The sequence below is a fragment of the Dehalococcoidia bacterium genome, assembly GCA_041653995.1.
Classification (GTDB): Bacteria; Chloroflexota; Dehalococcoidia; order GIF9; family UBA5629; genus CAIMUM01.
On the sequence record JBAZEK010000001.1, the window covers coordinates 1,243,703 to 1,268,542 of the forward strand.

Annotated in this window: 19 protein-coding genes; 6 read left to right on the forward strand and 13 right to left on the reverse strand. The window is 55.2% G+C overall.

The window, feature by feature from the left end; genetic code table 11:
* Window positions 1-63: 63 nt before the first annotated feature.
* From WC359_06050 to WC359_06105, 12 genes are all read right to left on the reverse strand, one after another.
* A complete protein-coding gene (locus WC359_06050; GenBank protein MFA5399979.1) occupies window positions 64-1,764 on the reverse strand; it encodes a long-chain fatty acid--CoA ligase in 1,701 nt (566 codons plus the stop codon).
* A gap of 36 nt (window positions 1,765-1,800) precedes the next feature.
* Window positions 1,801-3,507, reverse strand: a complete 1,707-nt coding sequence (locus WC359_06055) for a long-chain fatty acid--CoA ligase (GenBank protein MFA5399980.1) — start codon at window positions 3,505-3,507, stop codon at window positions 1,801-1,803.
* Window positions 3,508-3,650: 143 nt separating this feature from the next.
* Entirely contained in the window at window positions 3,651-4,700 is a 1,050-nt protein-coding gene (rlmN, locus tag WC359_06060; GenBank protein ID MFA5399981.1) for a 23S rRNA (adenine(2503)-C(2))-methyltransferase RlmN, read from the reverse strand.
* A gap of 436 nt (window positions 4,701-5,136) precedes the next feature.
* A complete protein-coding gene (locus WC359_06065) occupies window positions 5,137-6,096 on the reverse strand; it encodes a glycyl-radical enzyme activating protein (GenBank protein ID MFA5399982.1) in 960 nt (319 codons plus the stop codon).
* Complete coding sequence (locus WC359_06070; protein MFA5399983.1) at window positions 6,087-8,483, reverse strand: pyruvate formate lyase family protein; 2,397 nt, start codon at window positions 8,481-8,483, stop codon at window positions 6,087-6,089. The genes WC359_06065 and WC359_06070 overlap by 10 nt, the downstream gene beginning before the upstream one ends.
* 32 nt (window positions 8,484-8,515) lie before the next feature.
* Entirely contained in the window at window positions 8,516-11,161 is a 2,646-nt protein-coding gene (locus tag WC359_06075) for an FAD-dependent oxidoreductase (GenBank protein MFA5399984.1), read from the reverse strand.
* Window positions 11,162-11,208: 47 nt separating this feature from the next.
* Window positions 11,209-12,009 carry an enoyl-CoA hydratase gene (locus WC359_06080; protein ID MFA5399985.1) on the reverse strand — a complete coding sequence of 267 codons (801 nt, stop codon included), beginning with the start codon at window positions 12,007-12,009 and terminating at the stop codon, window positions 11,209-11,211.
* A 53-nt stretch (window positions 12,010-12,062) separates the two neighbouring features.
* Window positions 12,063-13,205 (reverse strand): nitronate monooxygenase, encoded by a 1,143-nt coding sequence (locus WC359_06085; GenBank protein ID MFA5399986.1) that lies wholly within the window; start codon window positions 13,203-13,205, stop codon window positions 12,063-12,065.
* Window positions 13,206-13,222: 17 nt separating this feature from the next.
* Window positions 13,223-14,923 (reverse strand): AMP-binding protein, encoded by a 1,701-nt coding sequence (locus WC359_06090; protein MFA5399987.1) that lies wholly within the window; start codon window positions 14,921-14,923, stop codon window positions 13,223-13,225.
* Between the two features lie 174 nt (window positions 14,924-15,097).
* The gene (locus WC359_06095) at window positions 15,098-15,928 is read right to left on the reverse strand and encodes an arsenite methyltransferase (GenBank protein MFA5399988.1); all 831 of its coding nucleotides are present in this window, start codon (window positions 15,926-15,928) and stop codon (window positions 15,098-15,100) included.
* Window positions 15,929-15,961: 33 nt separating this feature from the next.
* On the reverse strand, window positions 15,962-16,669 hold the full coding sequence (locus tag WC359_06100) for an aromatic aminobenezylarsenical efflux permease ArsG family transporter (GenBank protein MFA5399989.1): 708 nt from the start codon (window positions 16,667-16,669) through the stop codon (window positions 15,962-15,964).
* Window positions 16,669-17,031, reverse strand: coding sequence for a metalloregulator ArsR/SmtB family transcription factor (locus WC359_06105; GenBank protein MFA5399990.1), 363 nt, complete (start codon window positions 17,029-17,031; stop codon window positions 16,669-16,671). The genes WC359_06100 and WC359_06105 overlap by 1 nt, the downstream gene beginning before the upstream one ends.
* A 218-nt stretch (window positions 17,032-17,249) precedes the next feature.
* Between WC359_06105 and WC359_06110 the strand changes: the two genes are divergently transcribed.
* The 6 genes from WC359_06110 to WC359_06135 all read left to right on the forward strand — a co-directional run bounded on the left by WC359_06110 (window position 17,250) and on the right by WC359_06135 (window position 24,456).
* The gene (locus WC359_06110; protein ID MFA5399991.1) at window positions 17,250-17,678 is read left to right on the forward strand and encodes a MarR family transcriptional regulator; all 429 of its coding nucleotides are present in this window, start codon (window positions 17,250-17,252) and stop codon (window positions 17,676-17,678) included.
* Window positions 17,679-17,730: 52 nt separating this feature from the next.
* Window positions 17,731-18,909, forward strand: a complete 1,179-nt coding sequence (locus tag WC359_06115; GenBank protein MFA5399992.1) for a 4Fe-4S dicluster domain-containing protein — start codon at window positions 17,731-17,733, stop codon at window positions 18,907-18,909.
* Between the two features lie 108 nt (window positions 18,910-19,017).
* Window positions 19,018-20,025 (forward strand): hypothetical protein, encoded by a 1,008-nt coding sequence (locus WC359_06120; GenBank protein ID MFA5399993.1) that lies wholly within the window; start codon window positions 19,018-19,020, stop codon window positions 20,023-20,025.
* Between the two features lie 148 nt (window positions 20,026-20,173).
* Window positions 20,174-20,422: a DUF6504 family protein gene (locus WC359_06125; GenBank protein MFA5399994.1), complete on the forward strand. Its 249-nt coding sequence runs from the start codon at window positions 20,174-20,176 to the stop codon at window positions 20,420-20,422.
* A 19-nt stretch (window positions 20,423-20,441) separates the two neighbouring features.
* Window positions 20,442-23,609 carry a DNA polymerase III subunit alpha gene (locus WC359_06130; protein ID MFA5399995.1) on the forward strand — a complete coding sequence of 1,056 codons (3,168 nt, stop codon included), beginning with the start codon at window positions 20,442-20,444 and terminating at the stop codon, window positions 23,607-23,609.
* 52 nt (window positions 23,610-23,661) lie between these two features.
* Entirely contained in the window at window positions 23,662-24,456 is a 795-nt protein-coding gene (locus WC359_06135) for a methyltransferase domain-containing protein (GenBank protein ID MFA5399996.1), read from the forward strand.
* 78 nt (window positions 24,457-24,534) lie between these two features.
* Here WC359_06135 and WC359_06140 read toward each other — a convergent pair whose 3' ends face one another.
* Window positions 24,535-24,663, reverse strand: coding sequence for a hypothetical protein (locus tag WC359_06140; GenBank protein ID MFA5399997.1), 129 nt, complete (start codon window positions 24,661-24,663; stop codon window positions 24,535-24,537).
* Window positions 24,664-24,840 lie beyond the last annotated feature (177 nt).

Consider the following 24,840-nt stretch of genomic DNA (forward strand, 5'->3'; position numbering starts at 1 on the left):
GATAAGAACCTCCTTAGATTTGTTATTATGATTAAGCTTTCAACGCCTAATTACCTCGAAGTACTACTTCGCCGCTTTTTGCCTTGCTATTTCCTCCTCAACCAGTACACGTTTCAGGATCTTGCCCACCAGTGTCTTGGGTAACTCGGCCCTGAATTCCACGTGCTTGGGCACTTTATAGGCTGTTAGTTTCTCACGGCAATGCGCCTGTATCTCTTCAGCTGTCGCGGTCTCCCCCTGACGCAGCACGACCCAGGCCTTGACAGCCTCGACCTGGTAAGCGTCGGGGATACCCGCCACTCCTACTTCCGCTACCTTTGGATAGGTGCTGATACATTCCTCTACCTCGCGCGGCCAGACCTGGAAGCCGCCGGGCTTGATCAATTCCTTCTTGCGCGACGTGATGAAGAGGCAACCTTCCTCGTTGAGATAGCCGATATCACCCGTGTACAGCCAACCATCGCGAATCATCTCCGCCGTGGCCTCCGGCCTGTTCCAGTAACCCACCATGATCTGCGGGCACCTGGCAACGATCTCACCCTCCGTCCCCAGCGGCATGTCTTTCTCACCGGTCTCAACGTCAACTATTCGCAGAATAACGTCCGGCAGGGGAATGCCGGCCGATCCGGGCGTCCACTTGCCCTCCACCGGGCCCAGGGTAATGGCCGCGGTCACCTCGGTCATGCCATAGCCCTCGATCAGCTTGCCGCCTGTCAATTCCTCAAAACGCCGCTTGGTCTCAGGCAGCAGCGGCGCCGCAGACGCCACGCAGAGCTTCATAGATTTAAAATCAACCTTGCCCGCCTTTACAAGCTTATGCTCCAGCAGTGCAATGAACATTGTAGGGACGGCAGGGAAGTATGCAGGTTTCACCTTGTTTATGGTCTTCACCACATCGTCACGATCTCGCGGGTTGGGGACAACTGCAAGTGTATTATGCCCCATGATGGATGTGCCCATCACCCCGGCAAATCCATAAACATGGAAGAGCGGCATGATCATCATAACCACATCATCCCATTCCGTCAGAACACTATCGTTCCAGACCTTGAGCTGCCAGGCCTCTGCAACCAGGCATTTATGTGTGATGATTACACCCTTGGGAACGCCGGTAGTGCCTCCACTGAAAAGCAGCAGCGCAATATCTTCGGATACAGGCTTGTGGTCAGGAATAGCATCACCGGCGTGCTTGCTCATGAGCTCGGCCATCCAGAGGTCGCCTGGCTGGAGAGTAATTCGGTGGCCTTCCTTCTTCTCCTTGAGCAGCGTAAACATAGTCGCAAGGAACGGCGGAAGATATTCCTTGATATTGGTGGCAATGACCAGCCTGAGATTTGTCTGCGGTTGTATCTTCTTGACCGTGGCATAAAAAGGTGTCAACACGATGGCAACCTCGGCCCCGCATTCCTTAATCGAGTGCTGTAATTCATGCTCGGTATACATCGGATTGAGCGGCACAGGTATAGCGCCGGCCTTCCAGGCTGCAAACGAGCTGATAAAGCCCTGCGGGCAGTTGGGCAGGAGTACGGCAACGCGGTCGCCTTTCTTAACTCCGTTAGCCTTGAGGGCAGCGGCAAACACCGAATAGAGCCTCACGAGCTCGCTGTAGCTGATGTTCCTGTCTTTGAAAATCATGAACCTGTGATCGGGCCTCTTCTTGGCGGCCTCCTCAACCACGTCTAAAAAGGTGACCTGCGGGTATGGTTCCAGGCTGTGCGGCACCCCCGCATCATAGCTTTTAAACCACTGATATGATTCTGTCATCAATTCAACCTCCCTGCATAATTATTACTGTGGCAGCTATGTGTGATTGGTTTCCCCTCCCTGTTTGCTTGTCTCTTCCTCGATCAATACCCTCCTCAGAATCTTGCCTATCTGGGTTTTAGGCAGATTAGTTTTAAACTCGATATATCGCGGCACCTTATAGGCCGACAGTTTGGATTTGCAGTGCTCCCTGAGCTCCTCCGCCGTACAGGTCATTCCTGCATTCAGCACCACCCACGCCTTCACTGCTTCGCCCTGGTACTGATCGGGCACTCCGGCCACACTGGCCTCCATAACCGCCGGGTGCTCATGTAATATCTCCTCTACCTCGCGCGGCCAGACTTGAAAGCCGCTGGTCTTGATTATATCTTTCTTGCGGCTGTGCAAGAAGAGGTGACCATCGTTGTCCAGATAACCAATATCACCGGTATAAAGCCATCCATCCCTGAGCATATCGGCCGTTTCCTGCGGTCGCTTCCAGTAGCCCGCCATAAGATTCGGCGCCTTAAAACATATCTCGCCGAGCTCGCCGGCTTTCATATCGCCGCGGCCGGTCTCGGAATCCACTATCTTAATGACGACATCGGGCAACGGCATGCCAACCGAGCCTTCCTTATTAACGCCCATAATAGGATTGAGCGTTGCGGCCTGCATGGTCTCCGTCATGGCATAGCCTTCCAGGAGCCGTCCGCCTGTCATATTCTCAAACTGTTTCTTCGTATCCGCCATAAGCGGGGCTGCACCCACAATGCATATCTTCATGCCCGACAGCTTTACCTTGCCCGATTTCACCAGAGGATGATTCATAATCGCGATATAAAACGTAGGAACGCCGGGCATGAAGGCCGGCTTATACTTTTGGATACTTTTAACCACATCGGTGACATCGCGTGGATTCGGGATAAGGATGCAGGAAGAACGGTTGATCATAGCCGTGCCCAGCGCGCCCGCACATCCAAAAACATGGAAGAGCGGCATAGTCAGGGCCACCCTGTCCTCCCATTTCTCCAGTACAGGACCGAGCCAGGCGTTAATCTGCATTGCAGTCATTATGAGGGCGCCGTGAGTACCCACGGCGCCCTTGGGAGTGCCGGTTGTACCACCGCTGAAAAGTATCACGGCCGCATCCTCCGGCCTGACTTCAATATCAGGCCTGGGATCGTTCTTATGTTGTCGCAGCAGCTCCTGAAACCACACATCCCCCTTTTGCAGGGAAATCCTGTAGCCCTCCTTCTTCTCCCTGGCCAGCGTGAAAAGCAGACCGAGATGCGCCGGCAGATATTCCTTGATACTGGTGGCGATAACGGTCCGGATAGTGGTATCGGCCTGAATATTCTTCACAGCCTGGTAAAAAGGATTAAGCACGATCACAGCAGAGGCGTCCACCTCGGTCAACGCATGCTTCAGCTCGTGTTCGGTATAAAGAGGATTGATAGGGACCGCTATTGCCCCTGCCTTCCAGATGCCCTGGAATGCCAGTACCATCTGCGGTGAATTGGGAAGGAGCAGGGCTACACGCTCCCCCTTTTTTATTCCGAGAGCAACCAGGCCTGCGGCCAGGGCGTCGCTCTGCCGCACAAAGTCGTGATATAGAAGCCTGTGTCCTTTGAAATAGAACATGGCGCGGTAGGGTTTTGCTTTAGCCGACTCATCGACCACCTCGATCATGGTCGTTCCTGGATAAGGCATAAGTGTGCGAGGCACACCTTCATCATAATTCTTAAACCAGGGGTAGTTATCCATTTCGACTCCGATCCGCATCATCAGCGGGCGAGGTGTTCCCGTTTATGGTCAATCGTTAATTGACCGGTCAATTTTAACATAGTTACTCGTAAAGTCAAATTTGATAGCAGCATGGCAACGCGTTTGACAATCCGTATGTCTACTTATTTGGATACCGACTGCTGGCGCAATTGCCCGCAGGCCGCCTGTATGCCCGCGCCCTTTTGTTCCCGCTGTGTCACAGTTATACCGGATTGCTCAAGCACGCGGCGGAAAGACATGATGACAGACGCCTCGGGCTGCCTGTAATCGCTTCCCGGAACCTGGTTGAATGGAATGAGGTTTACATGGCAGTTCAGCCCTTTGAGCAGTGAGGACAGCGCGGCCGCCTCAGCAGGGCTGTCGTTAATCCCTTTGAGCAGGCAATACTCGAAGGTTACACGCCGGCCGGTATGGTTGCTGTAATGGTGGCAGGCTGCGATTATATCCTTCAGCAGGTAGCGCGACATACCCGGCACCAGCTTTCTGCGCAATCCGTCTGCGGCGGCATGCAGCGAGACAGCCAGCGTAAGTTGCAGCCGCTCAGCGGCCAGACGGTATATGCCGGGAACATAACCGATCGTGCTCACTGTTATATTGCGCATCCCGACCTTGAGTTCATCGTTGATCAGGCGCACAGCAGCCAGTGTAGCATCGTAATTGAGCAGCGGCTCTCCCATTCCCATGAAGACAACGTGGCTGACCCTTCCGTCCGCAGCAAGTATCTTTTTACGTACGGCGGCCTCGCCCACGGTTAAAACCTGATCGACCATTTCACCCGCCGCAAGATTGCGTTTGAAACCTCCGGCGCCCGTGGCGCAGAATGCGCAACCGACCGGGCATCCGACCTGAGTGGATATACAGCAGGAGAATCGTTCCTCGTAAGACATGCCCACGGTCTCCACCAGCTCGCCGTAGTAAGGCGACAGCAGCAGCTTGTACGTGCCGTCCCTGCCTGTGCTGATCTCCTTGACAGAGGATCTCCCGACCGCCCACAACTGGTCCAGTTTTATCCTGAACGGGACCGGGAGATCGGTCATGTCATTGACCTGCCGGCATCCGCGCCTGTAAATCCAATCGGCCACCTGTTTGCCGCGGAATTTCTTCTCCCCGAGTTCGGCCGCCAACTCTTTCAACTGGTCGCCATTAAGACCCAGTAACATTTTTTTCGACATCATGTCTCTCCCTGACTACAACATTATGTAGCACCGTCAAGCAGGCTGCAAGCCGGGCTCAATACAGTTTGACCACCCCGCTTATTAGTAGTAGCATGAAATTGTGGGGCAGTCAGACAGAGTAGCCCCAAGGGAGGTCGGAAATGGTCAAGAAACAGGCCATGTACGTAGAATGGCACTTTCCTCGAGAGTGCTCTCCCCTGCCGGAGGAGCAGAGATAGACTGCGGACGTGCAAAAGGGGAGAGCCAGTAAAACTCCTGAGCTCTCCGTTAAGTAGCAAAAAGGCTACGAAATATCAAGGATAAGGCACAGTATTGAGGCTTACCTCTGTGGGAGAGTAGGGAGGAGCGCGGATCTGAAAGATCAAGGGGCTTCGCTTTGGCGAAGCCCCTATATTTTCTGCGGATTCTTGTTATGGGCTGTCTGATACCGCTATCAATACCCGGCGGTAGCGTCCAGACCGGCAGACTTGAATATGTCGACGATCTCGTTGATACGCTCACTGCCCAGCGGCTGGCGGCCGCTGAGCTGATAAGCCTTGCCCAGCGACTGATATTTGGGACGTCCAAACTCATGATATCCCAGTACAGACACTTTCTCTGCCTTCATCCCGCTCAACTTGCCGGCCAATTTTTGCATATATTCATTAGAGTCATTGTATCCGGGTATTACAGGAATCCTGATCCATATCCGGGACTTACCGGAACTCATGGCTTTATCGAGGTTGGACAGAATCAGCTTGTTGTCCGCGCCGGTGCCATCACGATGCTCGTCGGCATCCAGATGTTTTATATCGAAAAGCACCAGGTCGACAATATCGAGCGCCCCGTCCAGCACGCTCCACGTTACCTGTCCGGAAGTATCCAGTGCGGTGTTATAGCCCAATTCTTTACACCTGTTCAGGAGGGCCAGGGCAAAGTCCGCCTGCAATAGTGGTTCGCCCCCTGAAAGTGTTATGCCTCCACCGGAATTACGATAGAACGGCTCATCCCTGCGGCACTCTTCGACAACTTCGTCGAGGGTCATAAACCGCCCCGCCACCTCTATGGCGTCTTCCCAGCATGCGTCTATGCATTTCAAACAAAGGTCGCACTTCTCCCTGTCCAGCCACAGACCAGTAGAGGCCAGCGATAAAGCTCCAGGGGAACATACATCTATACAGCGGCGGCAACCGTTGCACCGGGTTTCCCGTACCAGTATTTCAGGCTGCGGACTGATAGACTCGGGATTGGAGCACCACCTGCAATGCAACGGACAACCCTTGAAAAAGACCGTCGTTCTTATGCCGGGTCCATCGTGAATACTATAGCGCTGGATATTAAATACCAGCCCTTTGAGGTCCTTTTCTGCTTTGCCGTCGCCCGTTGCGCCGGCCTCCCGGGAGTTTAAAAGCACTGCGGAGTCCTGGCTATGATGGAATCCTGGATGCTCCTGTCGAGGTCGATGAAGTACGCAGCGAAGCCCGCCACCCTGACCATCAAAGTGGGATATTTCTCGGGGTGATCCTGCGCATCCTCCAGCGTCTCCCTGTTGACCGTGGAGAACTGGATATGGTGTATGCCCATGTCGGCAAAGGTCTTCAGGTATTGAGCAAAGACCTCGGCATTATGGCCTACCAGGAACTGCGGCATGAAGCTCTGATTGAAGAGGTGATTCCAGCTTTCCAGCGGGTCTACTTTCGCCACGGACTTCAGGACCGCAGTGGGACCTTTCTTATCGCGTCCGGCCATGGGCGAGATGGTACCATCATTAAAGGGATCCCCGCTCATCCTTCCATCCGGGGTCGGACCGCATACGCGGCCGAAGCTCCACCAGGCCGTGGCTGCAGTGCCGTCCACATGCACCGATGTGCCCCAGTTGGTCTTGCACTTACTGGTCTCCTCTTCGATCTTGCGGGCAACCTTGTCGGAGATCAGATCGGCATAATCATCGTCATTGCCGAACTTGGGCGCGCGAAGGCATAACTGGCGGATCTCTTCGTAACCTTTCCAGTTGTTCTTAAGCGCTTCCACGAGTTGCTTCATGGTGACTTTCTTGTCATCGAAAACCACTTTCTTAACGGCAGTCAGGGAATCGGCCACGGTGTTAAGGCCGAAAAGGGTAACATCGCGGTAATCGGGCATATAGTTCCAATCGCGCACATCCTGCGCCCTCTCGATACAATCATCGATAACCGATGAGAGGAAGGGGCGGGGCGCCCACTCTTTGTAGAGGGCGTCGGCGATATTGGCGATGCGCACCAGGCGATGAATCACTAGCCGGTAATTTTCCGCAAAAGCCTCAAACAGCTCTTCCATTGAGCCGATCTTCTCAGGGTCGAGCACTTTATTGCCGGCTTTCTTGTAGATGGCAAGCGGATCGATGCCCAACGCCTGGTTCAGGCAAAGAGGCGCCGGCACACCGCTGGCCCAGGCCGAGATGTGGCTGAAGTTCTTGCCGGGTATGGTTGGAACCATACAGTTGTTGATCGAATAATTACGGGCATCCTCGATTGGAGTGCCCATGTTGACCATCCGTAATACCACTACCTTGTCATTGAAGATAGCCGGCTGCGGCATACCCGATGCCAGGCATTCGATGGCCTTGTCCACCAACTTTTTAGGTATACCGTCATGCCAGCGCAGGGCCAAAGGCGGCACGATGGCGCGCACTGTCCTGGTAGCATCGAGGATGATAAGGCTCATCTCACTGGTGACGTCCCGGCCCCTGGAGTCCACACCGCCTATAGTGACGGTTTGGAATCCCAGCGCTCCACCGCCGAACCCGGACCAGATGGGAGCGTGTAAAAAGCCGGTCTCCTGGAATTTAACGAAAAGAAACTCAACCAGCTCCTGAGCCGATTCACGGGTAATCTTGCCCGCCGCCAGGTCCTTTTCATAAAACGGATTGAATACCATGTCGAAGCGTATACCGGAACCCACCTGCGGGATCTCGAGGAAATTAACCACCAGGTGGACGAACCAGTAGGACTGGATGGCCTCATGCAGCGTGCGGGCCGGCTGCTCCGGTACACGATCACAGATCGCGGCGATGTTCTCGAGCTCCACCTTCCTGAGGACTTCCTTCTCGGATTTGGCCAGGCTGCGAGCCAGCTCGGCATATCTCTTGGACCATCTGCAGACGGCCTCCAGAGTAATAATAGTGCTCTCAAGGAAATCCTTCTTCCTGACGAAATCGATGCCGTTGACCGTTTCGTCCATGTATTCACGGTCGAGCTTGTTCAACCTCTCCCTGGCTTCCTCCAGGATACCCTTCAAACCCATGGAAAGTATCTTGTCGTAGTTGGGTGTGGCTGATTCCCAGTTGAAGATCCAAAAGGCATCCTTAAGCTCCGGCGGAAGGTATTTCTTGCTCATGTGGTGGATGGAGCGGTTACCCCAGTACTCGCCGATCTCCTTGAGCTCTTTCCTGCCCTCATCGCTGAGCATGCTCTCATAGACCTGTCCCGGCGCCGTTTCCCTGGCTATCCACTTCCAGGCCAACTCCGGGTAAAAAGGCACGGAGTCGCTGTTGGAGGCATAGTTGCCCACGATCATTTCGTCAGGCCGGATGTAGACCGTCATATTGTCCAGTATGTGCGCCAGGGCCCTGGCCCGGCGCAGGGCTATGGGTTGGCCCTCCGTCATTTTATATGATTGCGTTACCAGCCTGGCCCTTTCAAGGTCCAGGGACCAGATGAAGCCGGGCCTGGTCGCCCTGGCGTCGGCGCTCAGATAATCCAGCGCCACCTGCTGCGCCTTAATGGGTGTTTTCACCATTAGATTCACTGTTCTTGTAGTCATTGTCTGCCTCCTTAGATACTCATAATTTACTTTTACACTTTGATGCGCAGATCGTCAAGAGGATAGCTCATGCAGGGATGGATATACCCCGATTTCTTGTCCGCCTGCCGGTGATGCACACGGGAGGGGGTGAAGACCTTACCGGAGATCAACCTGGTGCGGCAGGCCGTGCACTCGCCCGAGCGGCATATCGCCGGGACCACGATTCCGGCCCGTTCGAGCGAATTCATCAGAGGCTCGCCGGCTTTGGCTTTGGCTTTCTTGCCGCTCCTCATCTCGATCACTTCAAATTCCCTGGATGCCGCTATACCGGGCCATGCGGGCTCTTTGGTGATATCCTGCGGCGGCCCGTAAGCTTCACGCTTGGTCCGCCTGGCAGGCACGCCCAGTTTAGCCAGCGCCGGTCCGCAAAGCTCGTACATGAGGGCCGGGCCGCAGACAAACACAGTCTTGCCTTTCAGATCGCCCGCCAGCTTTGAAATCACCTTGTCATCCAGGAAGCCGGCAGCGCCTTTCCAGCCTGCCGGAGGTTCACTCATAACGTAGTCAACTTTGATGTTCTTGTTCTTGGCGGTGATCTCTGTAAGCTCTTTCTCAAAGATTATGTCATCAGGTTTGCGGCTGCCGTAGATCAGCTGTATCTTCAAAGCTGATTTCTTTTCAACAGCCTCACGGATTATGGACATGAAGGGCGCCGCACCGCTTCCGCCCGCCAGGAAAACGAGGTCGGATGAATCCATCAACGACTCATAATAGAAATAACCGTTGGGGCCGGTGGATTCAAAGCTGTCACCCACCTTGACGCTGTCAAGCAGGTAATGCGAAACGAAACCACCATCCACGCGTCGGACCGTGATGTCATAATACGGTTTGCCCGGCGTCGACGATATACTGTAGGGACGTGATGTCCTGACGCCCTTGATATCGACAAAGAGATTGATATATTGTCCGGCGCGGAAAAACGGCAGGCGCCCGTCTTTGGATTCCAGTCTGAAGGTTTTGGCGCTGGCCGTTTCTTTTATGATCTTCTTGACCTTGAGTTGCAGCCTGCGTGGATGAATGTTTTTAACAAATTTTTCTTCAGGCGTGATGGTATCTTTCAGTTCATGCGGCTGCACTTTTTGCTTTTCCAGTGAACCCTGCATTTTAGTTATCTCGTCGGCCTCCCAGCCTCCCTTCTCCATATCCCGCAGCACCTCGCGGGACGCCATGGCGCCGGAGGCGATACAGGATTCAAATCCGCCACCGATATTAACCCAGGCATTGGCGAAATACAGCCCCTCCAGAGGCCCTCGCATGGGTATGCGCAGGAACCCGGTGCCGGTGAAGTTCTCGTCGAACCCGATTATGCTGCCGCGCGGATTTCCCGTGTAGCGTATGTTGGTCAATGGCGTGGCAACCTCGATTACTTCGATGTGGTCCCTCAGATTCGGGGCCGCTTTTTCCGCCAGCTTGATCACCTTCTCGGCCATCCTGTTCTTGGCCTCAACATAGTCCGACGGGGACAGTTTCAGCCACGGATCCGCATAGGCGATCTGAGTTATTACACACGATGCCGTACCCTTGGGTGATACGGTCGGATCGACCACATTGTAAGCCACAATGGCATTGCCGTCCGGCTCATAATCGAGCGAGTTACGCATGTTTTCATATTGTGCGTCCAGGTCATAAGTCTTATTAACGAAATTCTCGTGGACCTTGAGCCCGACATCCTGGCATGGGCAGTCCAGGCCTACATAGATGTTGAAGGTACTGGCGCCACCGCTCCATCCACCCAGCCGGTTGAGGTACCAGCCCGGCATACTATCGCGACCTACCAGCTCCAGGCTGGTGGTTACAGGATTAGCGCTGCACACAACGTGCTGCGTCGCGATCTCGGTGCCGTCCTCCGCCAGCACTCCGCGCACCTTGCCGTCCTTCACTATTATTTTTTTCGCGCCGTTATTGAACCAGACCTCGCCGCCGTAGGACTCCATCGTATCGATAAACGCCTGCGAGAGGTTTTGCGAAGTCCCCCTGACATGGGCCGGGCCGAACCTGATGTAGCTGACAAGGCCAAGGGCATAGATCAGGAAGGCCATCTTGGAGGGCGGCTGGCAGAAGTAGCCCCATAGTTGCCCGATAACGGCACGGGCTTTCTCATCGGAGACCAGGGGATTGAGCACCTCGGACAACGTCTTGCCGAAGTTGCCGACCAGCTCGGGGTATTCGGATGGATTCTCCATAACCGCTTTCATCCCGACCCGCATGGAGCGCATAGCCTGCCTGGCGAACTCGAACATGATATTGGAGAATTTTTTAATGCCCTCGGCCTCCCTGGGGAACTGGCTGCACAGGGCATCTTCGTAGTTCTGCCTGCCTTTGGGAATCTCAATTGTGAAGTCAGGGAAAATACTGCGGTACAGATCCGGGATATGCAGTATATCTACCCGGTCGGAGACACCATTGTCATGCAGGATTTTCCAGATGGGCCCCTTATCTTCCTCTGTCCCGTAACCCGAAAGCTGATGAAGCGCAATCTCAAATTCAAAGCGTCCCCTGAGAAACGAGGTCGCATATCCGCCCGGGACATTATGTTTCTCCAGAATCACAACCTTCTTCCCCGCCTTGGCCAGGTAGGTAGCAGCGGATATTCCACCCAGGCCCGCTCCCACCACTACGGCATCGAAGTCTTTCATCGGGTGTTCCTCCTATTCCTGTTATATATTGTTTATTTTAATCGCTGTCAGCGTCCTTTGAACTTCGGCAGCCGCTTCTCTCTGAAGCAGTTAAGACCCTCCCTGAAATCTTCGCTTCCCATCAGGTTTTTCTGCGCATAGGTCTCTATATATAGCTGCTGTTCCAGGGTGTTGTGCAGACCGCTTTGAACGGCGCGTTTGATCTGCTTGAAGGCCAGTGGAGGACCCTGCACTATCCTGGCTGCCAGGGCTTCCGCCTCCTCCATCAGCTTCTCATGCGGCACAACCCTGTTAACCAGGCCGATGCGCTCCGCTTCGCGCGCGTCGATGGATTCTCCCGTATACATGTATTCGTAGCAGCGTCCGGTGCCCAGCAACCGCGGCATAAGGTAGGTACAGCCGCAATCGGGTATCAAGCCCCGCATGACGAAGGCCAGGTTGAACAGAGCCTTCTCTGAAGCGATCCTGATATCGGCCAATAACGCCAGCGACACCCCCCCGCCTGCAGCAACGCCGTTGACAGCGGCGATGACCGGCTTCTGGAGATTATATAGCCCTAATACGAACGCTCCACCGATGGTCTGGCCGCGAGGCTCGAGCAGCTCCTGCAGTCTCCCTTCCTCAGCCGCCTGGTTGAAAATAACAACGTCGGCGCCCGTGCAGAATCCCTTACCCGCGCCGGTTATGATGAGGGCGCGTACGCTGTCGTCGTCCTGTAAATCCCTGAATATCTTCGGCAAATATTCGTTGCTGATCTCACCCGTCAGCGCATTCAATCTGTGCGGTCTGTTCATGGTCAATGTAGCCACGTAGTTTTTCTTTTCAAGTATCAGACCTTCATATTCCATGTGTATATCCTTCATTTTCTCCGGTTGACTCTCTTGCTGCCATATGCCGATGCTCAGGCTTTGATCGTCACTTCTTCCGGGAATTCTTTTTGCATTATACTCACGGCCCCGCCGATGATGTCGTCCATAACTTCCTGCGTGCTCCTGATCTTTTTAATCAGTCCGGTGACCTGGCCGGCAAACATGGGATAGTATTCGGCTTCGCCTTTCTCCATCATGCCCTGCAGAAGATCGGAGACCAGCATGCTCTGCAGCGGCATGGGCAGGGTCTTGAGTCCGGATTTCTCCCAGGCCTCGTTAAGCTTATTTTTAAAGGCCCTTGTGGTCTTTCCGCTGTAGATGCGTGTAATCTGCTCCTCTTCCTCGTCCGATTCGACCAGCTTGCGATAGTAGGCGTCTATAGTCGGTTTGTTGAGCATGCCCAGCTCGATGAAGTCGACAAAACATTCGTGGGTGGCCAGGAAAGCAGTCCCGCACCAGGCGCCGATGGCGCCCAGAGCCAGCGCAGCCACCAGGCCACGTCCGTCGGCTATGCCGCCGGCGGCCACCACGGGTGTGGGCGCCACTGCGTCTACTACCTGCGGAACAAGGGCAAAGGTACCTATCCTGCCGGTGTGTCCGCCGGCGTCGTGTCCCTGGGCGATGATGATGTCAGCCCCCATCTTTTTAATCCGGACGGCATTGCGCACGTTGCCGACCAGCGAAACGATCTTGATGCCCGCCTCATGCGCCTCGGGGATCAGCCAGTCGGGGGTGCCGAGGCCGAGGGCGAAGAAAGGCACCTTCTCCTCTTTCACCACCTGGAACTGGCTCCGCCCGAACTCTTCGGAGATGGGCCATTCCTTCATCTTGGCGCCTTCGACGCCGAAATCCCTGGCCATCTTCCGGATAAATTCCGTGTGCTCCGGAGGTATATAGTCCTTGAGCTTATCCAGGTCGAAATCCTTGGGTATGGCGGCCGGCAGTAATATGTCTACGCCGAATGGTTTATCTGTCAGAGAGCGAATTTTTCTGATCCATGATCTCAGCTCTTCAGGCCATAAGAACGTGGCGCCGAGCATTCCCAGGCCGCCGGCGTTGGAAACCGCGGCGGTCAACGTGTAACCGCCCGCGGTCCCCATCCCTGCCAGCATCACCGGGTATTCGACACCAAGGATATCGCAGAGTTCGGTGCGGAATACGGGACGCTTTTTCATTTCTTCTCCTTAATCAATTACTGGGGTTTCTGGGTCATCATGGTTCGCAGCTCCCTCTTCAGGATCTTGCCCACAGCGCTGGTCGGCAGCTGATCGTAGAACTCTATGCGCTTGGGGACCTTGTAGGGAGCAACCTTGCCTTTGAGGTATTCGATAATCTTGGCTTTCTCCGCATCGCTTTTCTCGATGCCGGGCTTAAGTATGATGGCTGATGCGACGATCTCGGAACCGGGCCGGCTCGGATCCTGGATACCCACCGTTGCGCCCATATCGACATCGGGATGCTCGCAGATAACATCATCCAGCTCCCTGGTGAAAACCTTGAAGCCCGATACGTTGACCATGTCCTTGAGCCTGTCCACGATGGTAAGGAATCCTTCCTCGTCCATCTTGCCGATGTCTCCGGTGTGGAACCACCCGTTCCTCAACGCATTGGCCGTCTCCTGCGGCTTCTTGAAATAGCCCTTGGTGAACACCTGTGGGCCCTTGACCGCCACCTCTCCCGGCTCGCCGAAGGGAAGCTCCTCTCCCGTCCCCGGATCGACTATCTTAATCAGCGTATCCGGGAAGGGTATACCGACCGCACCGGGCTTCTTTTTTCCGTAGCGCGGATTGGCGGTGATGATGGGGCTGGTCTCGGTCAGGCCGTATACCTCCACCAGCTTGCTCTCACCCACAATCTTTTCGAAGTCCTTGATATATTCCGGAGGGAAGGGAGCTGCGCCGCTGGCGAAATACTGGACATCGCTGAAATCGTAATCGCGGAACCCGGGCTGCTTCATCAACTCCAGGTATACCGTCGGAACGTTGCCGATGACGTTCGGCCGATGCTTTTTCATGTACTTGATGATGAACTGCTGGTCGCGCGGATTGGGCACAGCTATTAGGGTAATAGCCTTGGACATCATAGCCATGCAAACCAGCAGGCCCGCGATATGGAAGAGCGGGAAGGCGGTCATGCCAACCACACTGCCCATTTTGGTGTCCAGCCAGGTGGTGACCTGGAACATCTGGCTTACCATATTGCGGTGGGTCAACTCTGCGCCCTTGGGCAGGCCGGTGGTGCCTCCCGTATACTGCATAATGCAGGTATCATCCATGCTGACCTTCTCGGCCACGGGAGTGGCCGGCATGCTCTTCATAACATCCTTGAAATGGTATATTTCAATACCGGGTATCGGCAGCACCTTGCCCGTGGGTATCTTCTTAAGCATTTTCCCCATGGTCGCTATCACCGGCGACAGGTAATCGGCTATGCCTGTGAAAACTATGGCCTTGAGATCGGTCCCGCCTATGCCTTTGATCACCCTCGGGTAGAGGGCGTCGAGGGTAACCAGCACCTTGGCGCCGGAATCCTTGAGCTGATGATTAAGCTCCTCCGCCGTCAGCAGAGGGCTGACGCCGGTCAGAACGCAGCCGGCCTTCTGTACGCCCAGCAGGCCGATGTAATACGCGGGCAGATTGGGAAGGTTTATGCCCACTGTGTCCCCTTTTTTCAGGCCTACTTTCTTGAGTAGATTGGCGAAGCGGTTGGACATTTCGTCCATTTGCTTGAAAGTGAACGGCGTACCCATATAGTACAGGCCCACGCGTTTGGGATCATGCTTGAATGCCGGTTCCACCGTTTCCCAAAAAGTTGTGTTGGGATACTGCAACGTTGCAGGCACATGCTTGTCGTAAAATGCGAGCCAGGGTTTTTTTTCGTAGATGTCCGCCATGTAACAACCTCCTACCAATTTATTTTTATATAAACGTGACCGCTTATATTTCGTCCCGGCAATGCCCTAACAGGTTACCACAGCAAAAATTATTTTACAACAATATTATAGCAGAATTGAGAGTAAATTACGTTACCTGACCGGTCAATCAATATTTTAAGAAAGCGCGGCCGGTTAAGCCGGCCTGTTCGCGCTGACCTTTATGCTGCGGACCGCCCTGCCGACTTTTTTAAGGTCGACCTCGCTGATATTGTCAGCGGACAGCATGGCCTTCCCGGTCGGATCGTTGCTTATATATTCTGCGCCGAAGCCCGTCTCATCGATTAATTCAATGTTTTGAAAACCGGATTTTGCGATTGATGCCAGGTATGTCTCTTTGAGCGCTGCTCCTGCCAGGCAGCCGATATAGGCGGAAACAGACTTCTGCACAGACTCGGGCAGCGGCTCCAGCAGGACTATATCCGAGACCATCAGCCGCCCTCCCGGTTTGAGCACCCGATAAGCCTCGCTGAAAACCTGCTGCTTGTCGGGGGACAGGTTGATAACGCAGTTAGATATGATGATGTCCACCGAGCGATCGGCGACGGGCAGATTTTCGATCTCGCCCAGCCTGAATTCCACATTATTAAAGCCGCCCTTTCGCGCGTTCTCGCGGGCTTTCTCCACCATCTCAGGCGTCATATCAACTCCGATAACCTTGCCTGCGGCGCCCACTCTGGATGAGGCGAGAAAGCAGTCAAATCCGGCGCCGGACCCCAGGTCGAGTACCACCTCCCCCTCTTTTAAGGTCGCCAGCGCCACCGGATTACCGCAGCCCAGCCCGAGGTTTGCCCCGTCTGGCACCGACGACATATCCGCCTCCGAATACCCTATGCCTTTACTGATATCACGGGCTGTGTTGGTACCGCAGCAGCCGGTCGTCTGTGGCCCGCAACAGGATCCGCCGCCTTTTGCCACCTGTGCATAACCCTGCCTGACCGTTTTTTTAATTTCTTCCTTGCGCATGTGTATCCTCCTTAATTTATAAAAAAATAATGCTCAATAAGGATTCAGCCACAGCCATATATAGAAAAAGCCGATCAGAATGAAAAGTGCGGCCATGACTACTCTTATGTATTTCTCGGCCCTGCTGATGGCATTTATCCACTTTGCGGCGCCGACCACGCCCAGCGAGAGGAGTGTGCCGAACAACAGCACGGGAAGGCCGGTGCCCAGCGCAAACAGGGCGGGCAGTCCCACACCACCCTCAGTCTTGAACGCCAGAGGTATGAGAACACCGAAGAAAAGAACAGCGCTGTAGGGACAGAATGCCAGGGCCAGGACTATGCCCAGCGGCAGGGCGCCCAGCATGCCCATGTCGGCCAGTCTGCCGGCGGCATTTGCCACAGTGCTGCCATGCTCACCCAGAGATATCCTGTCAAGGAAGAGCATAACCAGGCCTACGATTATCAGCAGAGGGCCCGTGGCCTTCTCACCAAAGTACTGCAGGAAGTTGGCGATCGCCGGTATGCTCAATCCGGCATAAATGATCAGCATCCCCAGCACGGAGTAAGTAATCATCCTGCCCAGCGTGTACAGGGCCCCGCTGGTGACGGCGAACCTGCGGTCGGATATCCTGCGGCTGATATACGCCAGTGCAGCCAGATTGGTAGCAAGCGTACATGGCCCGATGGCTGCCATCACTCCCAGCAGGAATGCGGAAAAGCCGGGCAGGCTTACATCGCTTAAAAGTCCCTGTATATCCACTATCCGCACCCGGCCGACCCGAAGCATGAAGGAATAAGCCTCTGCGCAGCATGCAATTTAACTAAATCGGAGCGCGTGGTTTCATCACCTCCCAACCCCTCACGCACAGCCTTCAAAATATCAATGGCGTAATATTCAAGGTTCTCTCGATCGATGGAATAGAGCGAGTATATGCCGACACGCCTCATTTTAAGTAATCCGGCATTGTACATAGCTCCCAGGTGGTGAGAGGCACGCGGCTGCGATATATTAAGGACATCGATAATCTCGCAGACACAGCATTCACGCTCATACAACATGTTAAGTATGCGCAACCTGGTTTCATCCGATAGCGACTTCAATATCCTGACCAAATAACGCATAACTTGCCTCTATCCTATCAACATATAATGATATCTTTATATGTTATTAATAGTAGTATGTTGTTTTGCATGTGTCAATTTACATTCGCCGGGACACGTAAATCCTCAAGCAGGCAGCAGCCGGTGGACATAACAATTATATTGACAAACTCCGCTTGACAAATATCCCTGGAATTTTTATATTGTATACAAATATTTTGTGCTAAAATTATTCGATTATGGTAAATGAACTGGAAGAGCACATCTGCTTCAATGTCGGTCGTGTCATGCGCCGTGTTTATGAGCACTATGATTCGCGGCTTTCGCCTTTCAACCTGACCACGCCGCAGTACATGGTTTTCAGCGCCCTCTGGATAGGCGACGGGATAACGATCGGCGAACTGGGGCAGCGCGTGGCTCTGGACGGTTCAACCATCACCGGCATACTCGACCGCATGGAAAAAAACGGTTACGTGGAACGCAGGCCGAATGCAGAGGACCGCAGGTCAGCTCTGGTTCACCTGACACAAAAGGCAAGGGAGGTCGGGCCGCGCATCATCGGCTTTGCGGACGAGCTGAACGCCGCCATCCGCAAAAATTTCCCGGCGCAGGATATAGCGGTCTTTGAACGTGTGCTGCGCGATCTGGGCCGTTCGCAGATAAGCTGATCTAATTGGACCCGCATCCACAGCCAACATAAGTACGCCCCGGGAGGATTATATGAGCCAATCCGACGCAGTTCTTACAGACCCGGAAATAAACGTTTACCTGAAATTCATCGAGTGGCAGAAGAAGAGCTGGTACGGTGTCCCGGGCGGGGAGAAACTGCTGGCCGTCATATCGGCAAAATACACGCCCGCCGACGCTGCATTCCTCACCGGCATACCGTTCTCTCCCAAAAGCCTCGAGGCATTAGCCGGGATAAAGGGCATGGATCCCGCTGCGCTGAAAATCAGGCTGGACGAACTGACCCGCAAGGGATTCCTCTATAAATTCGTACGTGATGGTATTCCTCATTACATGCTCAATGATATTTTTATGCTCATGCGCACGACAGGATGGCCGGGTAGAACCGACGAGCACAGCAGGCAGTTCGCAGTGCTGTCCGACAACCATTTCCCGACCTTCATGCAGCCCTGGGAGACCGTCAAAGAAAAAGGCCTGCGCGTGCTGCCTATAAACGCCGCCATCGAGGACAAGCAGGCCATACTGCCGTATGAGGAAGTAAAAAAGCACCTCGATTCCTACACTTATTTCAGCGTCAGCTACTGCCCCTGCCGCGTGAAAAAAGGCCTGGTCACGGGCACACCTGACAGATACCAGCTTGAAGTATGCCTGCATTTCGATCGCCTGGGCCGCTATGCTGTGGAGAATGGTTTCGGGCGCCAGATTACGCGCGAGGAAACCGAGCGTATCCTTCAGCAGTGCGCCGAGGCCGGCCTCATACACGCCATGTCCAACCAGCAGGAAAGCCCGGATACCATCTGTAACTGCTGCAGTTGCTGCTGCATGTGGTTTGAGGCGGTCAAGCGCATGAAGCATTCAGGCGGGCTGGTGCCCTCCAACTACCATGTCAAAGTAGAACAGCAGACCTGCACGGGTTGCGGCTTGTGTGTCAAGCGCTGCCCGATGGAAGCGCTTCGTCTCAAGGAGTCACCGGATGCCAGGGGCCGCAAGACTACTGTCCGTGAAAAGGATGGACGTGTTCGTGAACTCACCAACAAATCCGGCAAGGTATCCCAAGTCAATGCCGAACTCTGTATCGGATGCGGAGTCTGCGCCTATAAATGCCAGTCCGGCTCACTGTCCCTGGTGCGCAACGCTGAGGAGCATCATCCACCCCGCACCATGCGAGACTGGGCGGTCGAGTTCATCACCACGCGCAAGCCAAATCCGTAGGGGCGTACCTTCAGGTGCGCCCGATTGAGCCTGAGCATATTTGCCAATATTCAACTCTGCAATTATACTTTTCAGAACAAGATACTGCGCACTCAAGGAGAGATCAGCATGTCCAATTTCAAATCGCTTAAATTGCTGTGCCTTATCGGCCTGCTGGCATTGTCGGCTTCATCGTTATTTGCCTGTACTGCTCCGGCCGCCACATACCAGCCCTCGGGTCTCGCGGAGCTGGTGGCTTTTACCTCCGACCGTGACAGCCAGGTTCACATATATACAATAGATCCCGACGGGACGGACCTGAGGCCGGTGTCAACGGATAACCGCACAGTCGACGGCACACCCGATTGGTCGCCGGATGGCCAGAGGATCGCATTCAGCTCAAATCAATCTTATAATTATCAGATATGGAGCATGGACGCTGACGGCAGCGACCGCAGGATGCTCAGTGACGTAAAGGGGCGCAGCGCATTACCCAAATGGTCGCCTGACGGCTCCAAAATAGCATTTACTTCCCAGGTTGTTAACAAGGAAGGCATATTTGACCTTGAGATCTTTGCAATGAATTCCGACGGCACAAACGTCCGGCAACTGACCTATAGCTCTGCCGAGGAAACCCATGAAGATCCGGCTTCCGAAGCAGATGAGGATGAACACAGTCACAGGGCAGGCTGGAACAGTGCGCCCGCCTGGTCGCCGGACAGCTCCAAAATCCTCTTCGCCTCCAACCGCGATGAAAACAGTATCAGTCCCATGCTTTACACCATGAATCCCGATGGCAGCGACCAGGAAAAGTTCGGACTGATCTTTGACGTGGACGGCTCCGAGCCGGACTGGTCGCCGATCACCAATAAGATCGTCTGGGTCAGGGGCACCGCCGCCAAAGGAGATATCTGGGTCATGGACGCTTCATCCCCCTTCCCGCTAATGGTAGCCAAAAAGATCACAGACGATATCAACGACAACCGCAGCCCGGTATGGTCGCCCGACGGAACTCAAATAGCCTTTGTCTCCGATGCCAACGGCAACAAAGATATATTCATTATGAACGCTGACGGCAGCAATATCCACCGCCTGACCTACGGCGAATTCAACAACTTCAGCCCGACCTGGAGATAACCGCCGTCCGCACAGCCGATCGCAGCATCAACAGGACACCACAGCCGATGCCTTCGAAGGCATCGGCTGTTTTAATGCCATCCCGATTTGACATTAGAACATTTGTTCTATTATAATTCCTGCACGCCTTTCGGAAGGGGGGAGCGTGGTGTCCAGACAGATTGATGAGCCGATCACCGTCCATATCAGCCGGGAATCCGTTCCGACCGCCTTCATCTGGCGCCGGCGTCTTTACCGGGTGGTGGAGATACTGTCCTGGTGGAGGGAAGCTTCGGAATGGTGGAACGGGGGGCAGGTGCGCATTCTCATCCGTGTCACCGCCGAGCGGCGGGGCGCCGGCATTTACGAACTGTGCAAGAGCGACTCGATCTGGCTCCTGCACCGCGTGCTCGACTGAATGAGAGGGGAACATCGCCATGTCCTTCGTACATCTGCATGTTCATTCTTACTATAGCTTCCTGGACGGCGCCGCCGGACCGGCTCAACTGGCGGATAAGGCAAGCCATTTCGGAATGCCCGCGCTGGCGCTGACCGACCATAACCGCCTGACGGGCGCCGTCAAGTTCTACCAGAGCGCTAAGAAATCCGGTGTTAAGCCCATCATCGGGGCTGAGATAGACCTGGAGGGGGGCTATCACCTCACCCTGCTTTGCAGCGACAGGACGGGTTATTCCAACCTCTGCCGGCTGCTCACCGCCATGCATTGCAAGAGGCACGGGGAGAAGCCGGCCGCCACACGCGACCTGCTGGACAGGCACCGTGCAGGACTCATCGCCCTCTCCGGCTGCCGGCTGGGCGAGGTACCCGCGCTGCTGGCTGCCGGACAGAAGCGCGGCGCCGCCCTGGCGGCAGGCTTCTACCGCGATGTCTTCGGCGACGGCTTCTTCATCGAGCTGACCCGTTATCCCGCCAGGGAAGATTCGTCCCTGTGCCGGTTGCTCTACGACCTGGCCCGCGAGCACGGCATGCCTGCGGTAGCCACCAACAATGTACACTACCTCAGCATGCGTGACTACCGCATCAGGGAACTGCTCAACTCCATCAAGCATATCGTGCCGGCCTCACAGCTTGCCGGCCCGCGCACGGTGGAGCAGTATTTCAAATCACCCGCTGAGATGGCGCGGCTCTTCAAATGTTTCCCCGGCGCCGTCGAGACGTCCCTTGAGATCGCCTCGCTCTGCAACCTCGATCTCGAGCTGGGCAGGCCTCGTTTCCCCGGGTTCGATTTACCCGCAGGCGAGACCGCCCCCGGAGTCCTGCGCAGGCTGGCTTACGAAGGCACGGAACGTAGATACGGCAGTCTGACGCCGGAGCTGTCCGCCCGCCTGGAGATGGAGCTCACTACCATCGAGAAGCTCGGGTTCTGCGGCTACTTCCTGATAGTATGGGATATAGTGCGCTGGGCCCGGGAGCGCGGCATACGCTGCCAGGCCCGCGGCAGCGCACCAAATAGCCTGGTGGTCTACGCGCTGGATATCAGCATTGCCGATCCCGTCCATTACGACCTGCTCTTCGAACGCTTCATGCACCCATTGCGCAACGAGCCGCCCGATATAGACCTCGATATAGACCGGAGGCGGCGGGGGGAGGTGCGCGATTATGTCATCGGCAAATACGGGGAGGATAACGTCTCCTGCGTTGCCACCATCAATACCTATCTGGCGCGCGGCGCCATCCGTGATGTCGGCAAGGCGTTGCAGGTGCCGCAGCCCGTTATCGAAGAGGCCTGCAAGGGCATACACTGGCTCTCCGCATCCAGGCTGATGGAGAAGGCGGACACGCTGCCCGAGCTGAAGGGCAGCACCGTTTACAAAAGGCCCGAGCTCAAGGAATTTTTCGATTTGTGCGCCGCCATCGACGGCTTCCCCAGACACCTGTCGGTACACCTGGGCGGGCTGCTCATAGGCGAGGGGCGGCTCTCCGACCTCGTGCCGCTGGAGCCTTCCAGCGGGGGGGATATCATCAGCCAGTACGACAAGGACGACATCGAAAGGCTGGGCCTGGTCAAGATGGACCTGCTGGCGCTGCCCACCATAACAGTTATCGAGCAGGCCGTGCACAGCATCAGGAAGAACCGTGGACTTCAAATAGTTATCGATGCAATACCGCGCGACGACCCGGTGGCCTTCGCCATGCTGCGCGCGGGCAAGACCATCGGAGTCTTCCAGCTCGAATCGCCGGCGCAGAGGGAAATGGCGGGACGCCTGCTGCCGCGTACCTTCGACGACATCATCGTCTCGCTCTCGCTGGTGCGCCCGGGCCCGCTCAAATGCAGCATGGACAAGGTTTATCTGGCCCGCCGCCACGGTCAAGAGCCGGTGAGCTACCCGCACCCCTGCCTGGAAAGCGCCCTGGGGGAAACGCTGGGCGTGATACTCTACCAGGAACAGGTGCTCCGTGTGGCGCATGACCTGGCAGGCCTGAGCTACGCCGAGGCTGACGGGTTCCGCCGCGCCATGACCCACGACCGCACACACGAGGAGATGGAGAAGATGCGACTCTCTTTCATCAACAGCGCCATGCGGAGGGGTGTCAAGCGCGGCGTCGCGGAGGAGGTCTTCGAGCATCTCGCTGCTTTCGCCGCCTACGGCTTCTGCAAGGCGCATGCGGCAGCATACGCCGTGCTCTCCTACCAGTCACTCTGGCTGAAATGTCATTACCCGGCCGAGTTCTTCGCAGCCATACTTTCCAACCAGCCCATGGGCTACTATCCGCCGCGCGTGCTGGCCGCCGAGGCCCGCCGCTGCGGCGCCGCCGTCCTTCCGCCCGATGTAAATAAATCTTCCGACCTTTACACGGTGGAAGGCAACGCCATACGTGTCGGCCTTTGCCAGGTGAAGGGCCTGAGCAGCGAAGCGGTATGTTCCATCATCAGCCAGAGGAGCAGGCGGCGCTTCGCCGCCCTGGGCGACTTCGCCCTGCGCGTGGAGGCCAGCCAGCCCATGATAGAAAACCTGGTTAAAGTGGGTGCGCTCGATTCATTCGGCAGCAGAACAGAGATGCTGGCGGAGATACCCGGCCTTCTACAGCTCAAACGCAGGAAAACAGCAGGGGCGGAACTTCCGGATACTCGGGCGGGTTTAAAAACCCGCCCCTACAGCGATCCAAATACCGAGATACTCGTAGGGGCGGACCTTCAGGTCCGCCCGGATACTCGGGCGGGTTTAAAAACCCGCCCCTGCAGCGATCCAGGCAAGAAAGAGAACCTGCTGGATGAGCGTGAGCTTCTCTCTCTCGACCTCTCCGCCCATCCCCTGGACTTCTGTATCCTGGGCGAGGGTTTCACCAGCATCAGCGACCTGCCATCCCTTCCCACCGGGGAGCTTGTGAAAATCGCCGGGTCGGTCATCCGCTACCAGACACCACCCACGCGCACCGGCAAGCGCGTGGTCTATATCATCCTTGAGGACGGCAGCGGCGTCGCCGATGTCACGGTATTCAGCGACGTGCAGGAGAGATGCGGCAGGGTGCTCTTCCGCTGCGCATGGATGGAAGTGCGAGGCAAGATCCAGCGCAGGGGTCCGCAGTCGCTTTCAATCATTGCTACCGAAATAAGGCCGCTGAAATCGATCGCTGAAATATGATGGCGCAGCCCGGGTTAAGCAAACTTATTTCCAAACATGTTAAACTCATAACATGCACAAATGGGATGCGCATGATTACCAAAAAAGCTCGGCAGCCCAGTTTAAACTGGGCTGCGAACTGATAGCCAAACTCGAACTCAAAGGCAGCGAGAGTGTACTGGATATAGGCTGCGGCGACGGCAAGGTCACTGCCGAGATTGCAACACGCCTGCCGCATGGATCAGTAACCGGCATCGACAGCTCACAGGAAATGATAGATCTGGCCTGCCGGACCTTTCCTCATGCTGAATTTCCCAACCTGCGCTTCATCCACAAGGACGCCTGTCAGCTCGATTTCCATCAAGAGTACGACATTGCTTTCTCCAATGCCGTACTACATTGGGTGAGAGACCACCTCGCCGTCCTGAAAGGCATATATGCGGGACTGAAAAATCCGGGCAGGCTGCTGCTCCAGATGGGCGGGCGGGGCAATGTTGTCGATATGACCGGGGTGGTGCTCGGCATTGCCGCCCGGCCTGAATGGTCCTCCTATTTTAAAAGCTTCATTCCGCCGTATAACTTCTTCGGAATTGAAGAATACAGTAAATGGCTGCCCGAAGCCGGTTTTGAACCTCTGCGGATAGAGCTCATTGCCAGGGATATGGCGCAGCAAGGCAAAGAGGGACTGGAAGGCTGGTTCCGCACAACCTGGCATCCTTTTGTACACAGGGTACCCCGGGCTATGCAACAGGCCTTCATCGATGAAGTTGTCGATGAATATCTGCGGCAGTACCCTCCTGATGCTTCTAACATAGTGCACATAGCCGCAGTAAGGCTTGAAGTCGAGGCTGTTAAGGACAACGTTTAGCAGGTGGCGCAGGGATAAAAAAAGCAGGGGACGCCCGAGTGCCGGCGCCCCCCGCGTTTGGGAGGAGAACCGCAAACTTTAAAACATGCGGGCCACTATCACCACCGCACTAATGATCAACATCCCGCATATCACCATAGACCAGAAAAGAGCCTGTGCTTTCCAATCCGTTTTGACCGTCCCTACTATCGATTTCATCGCGCTCATCTCCTTTCTCCTGGTCTTTTTTCCCTACTCATCAATTCTATGATGCATATTCTACCAATACAATAAGGCATCGGTACTGGTTTGTCTGTGACCTTAGTACTATGTCTTATATGCCCTTATTATGCCGCACTGCAGGCCGGCTTAACACGGTCACAAGTATGGTATTGGCCAACTGCA

What these genes read in the sequence shown, in the direction of transcription:
- WC359_06050 (MFA5399979.1), bottom strand. Translation starts at nt 1,764, where the DNA reads ATGACAGAATCATATCAGTGGTTTAAAAGCTATGATGCGGGGGTGCCG.
- WC359_06055 (MFA5399980.1), bottom strand. Translation starts at nt 3,507, where the DNA reads ATGGATAACTACCCCTGGTTTAAGAATTATGATGAAGGTGTGCCTCGC.
- rlmN (MFA5399981.1), bottom strand. Translation starts at nt 4,700, where the DNA reads ATGTCGAAAAAAATGTTACTGGGTCTTAATGGCGACCAGTTGAAAGAG.
- WC359_06070 (MFA5399983.1), bottom strand. Translation starts at nt 8,483, where the DNA reads ATGACTACAAGAACAGTGAATCTAATGGTGAAAACACCCATTAAGGCG.
- WC359_06075 (MFA5399984.1), bottom strand. Translation starts at nt 11,161, where the DNA reads ATGAAAGACTTCGATGCCGTAGTGGTGGGAGCGGGCCTGGGTGGAATA.
- WC359_06080 (MFA5399985.1), bottom strand. Translation starts at nt 12,009, where the DNA reads ATGGAATATGAAGGTCTGATACTTGAAAAGAAAAACTACGTGGCTACA.
- WC359_06085 (MFA5399986.1), bottom strand. Translation starts at nt 13,205, where the DNA reads ATGAAAAAGCGTCCCGTATTCCGCACCGAACTCTGCGATATCCTTGGT.
- WC359_06090 (MFA5399987.1), bottom strand. Translation starts at nt 14,923, where the DNA reads ATGGCGGACATCTACGAAAAAAAACCCTGGCTCGCATTTTACGACAAG.
- WC359_06095 (MFA5399988.1), bottom strand. Translation starts at nt 15,928, where the DNA reads ATGCGCAAGGAAGAAATTAAAAAAACGGTCAGGCAGGGTTATGCACAG.
- WC359_06105 (MFA5399990.1), bottom strand. Translation starts at nt 17,031, where the DNA reads ATGCGTTATTTGGTCAGGATATTGAAGTCGCTATCGGATGAAACCAGG.
- WC359_06110 (MFA5399991.1), top strand. Translation starts at nt 17,250, where the DNA reads ATGGTAAATGAACTGGAAGAGCACATCTGCTTCAATGTCGGTCGTGTC.
- WC359_06115 (MFA5399992.1), top strand. Translation starts at nt 17,731, where the DNA reads ATGAGCCAATCCGACGCAGTTCTTACAGACCCGGAAATAAACGTTTAC.
- WC359_06120 (MFA5399993.1), top strand. Translation starts at nt 19,018, where the DNA reads ATGTCCAATTTCAAATCGCTTAAATTGCTGTGCCTTATCGGCCTGCTG.
- WC359_06130 (MFA5399995.1), top strand. Translation starts at nt 20,442, where the DNA reads ATGTCCTTCGTACATCTGCATGTTCATTCTTACTATAGCTTCCTGGAC.
- WC359_06135 (MFA5399996.1), top strand. Translation starts at nt 23,662, where the DNA reads ATGCACAAATGGGATGCGCATGATTACCAAAAAAGCTCGGCAGCCCAG.
- WC359_06140 (MFA5399997.1), bottom strand. Translation starts at nt 24,663, where the DNA reads ATGAGCGCGATGAAATCGATAGTAGGGACGGTCAAAACGGATTGGAAA.